Source organism: Thalassotalea sp. SU-HH00458 (assembly GCF_040362795.1).
In the GTDB taxonomy this organism is placed as follows: domain Bacteria; phylum Pseudomonadota; class Gammaproteobacteria; order Enterobacterales; family Alteromonadaceae; genus Thalassotalea_H; species Thalassotalea_H castellviae.
On sequence record NZ_BAABWW010000023.1, the window covers coordinates 1 to 1430 of the forward strand.

Consider the following 1430-nt stretch of genomic DNA (forward strand, 5'->3'; position numbering starts at 1 on the left):
CATAAGTCAGTATCCTTGAGTGAATACATAGCTCAGGGAGGCGAACCGGGAGAACTGAAACATCTAAGTACCCCGAGGAAAAGAAATCAACCGAGATTTCGTTAGTAGCGGCGAGCGAACGCGAATCAGCCCTTAAGCTTATTGGGCGTTAGTGGAATGTTCTGGAAAGGACAGCGATACAGGGTGATAGCCCCGTACACAAAAACAACCTTTAAGTGAAATCGAGTAGGACGGAGCACGTGAAACTTTGTCTGAATATGGGGGGACCATCCTCCAAGGCTAAATACTCCTAACTGACCGATAGTGAACCAGTACCGTGAGGGAAAGGCGAAAAGAACCCCTGTGAGGGGAGTGAAATAGAACCTGAAACCGCATACGTACAAGCAGTGGAAGCCTTCGGGTGACTGCGTACCTTTTGTATAATGGGTCAGCGACTTATATTCTGTAGCAAGGTTAACCGATTAGGGGAGCCGTAGCGAAAGCGAGTGTTAACTGCGCGTTTAGTTGCAGGGTATAGACCCGAAACCCGGCGATCTACCCATGGGCAGGTTGAAGGTTGAGTAACATCAACTGGAGGACCGAACACACGTATGTTGAAAAATGCGGTGATGACTTGTGGGTCGGAGTGAAAGGCTAATCAAGCCGGGAGATAGCTGGTTCTCCCCGAAATCTATTTAGGTAGAGCCTCGCACGAACACCATTGGGGGTAGAGCACTGTTAAGGCTAGGGGGTCATCCCGACTTACCAACCCTTTGCAAACTCCGAATACCAATGAGTGATATGCGGGAGACACACTGCGGGTGCTAACGTCCGTTGTGAAGAGGGAAACAACCCAGACCGCCAGCTAAGGTCCCAAAGTACTAGTTAAGTGGGAAACGATGTGGAAAGGCATAGACAGCTAGGAGGTTGGCTTAGAAGCAGCCATCCTTTAAAGAAAGCGTAATAGCTCACTAGTCGAGTCGGTCTGCGCGGAAGATGTAACGGGGCTAAACTAGTCACCGAAGCTGCGGATTTGAACTTAGGTTCAAGTGGTAGGGGAGCGTTGTGTAAGCCGTTGAAGGTGGATTGTAAGGTCTGCTGGAGGTATCACAAGTGCGAATGCTGACATGAGTAACGATAAGGGGAGTGAAAAACTCCCCCGCCGAAAGACCAAGGTTTCCTGTCCCATGTTAATCAGGGCAGGGTAAGTCGGCCCCTAAGGCGAGGCGGAAACGCGTAGTCGATGGGAAACAGATTAATATTTCTGTACTTCTATATATTGCGAAGGAGGGACGGAGTAGGCTAGGTGAGCACGGCGTTGGTAGCCCGTGTGAAAGTATGTAGGTGGTTAGTTTAGGTAAATCCGGACTTTCATTCAACACTGAGATACGAGACGAGACTCCAAGGAGTTGAAGTCATTGATGCCATGCTTCCAGGAAAAGCTTCTAAGC

Annotated in this window: 1 rRNA gene; it reads left to right on the forward strand. The window is 49.4% G+C overall.

The window, feature by feature from the left end:
- Window positions 1-1430 (forward strand): 23S ribosomal RNA (locus ABXH06_RS17805); the annotation flags it as partial.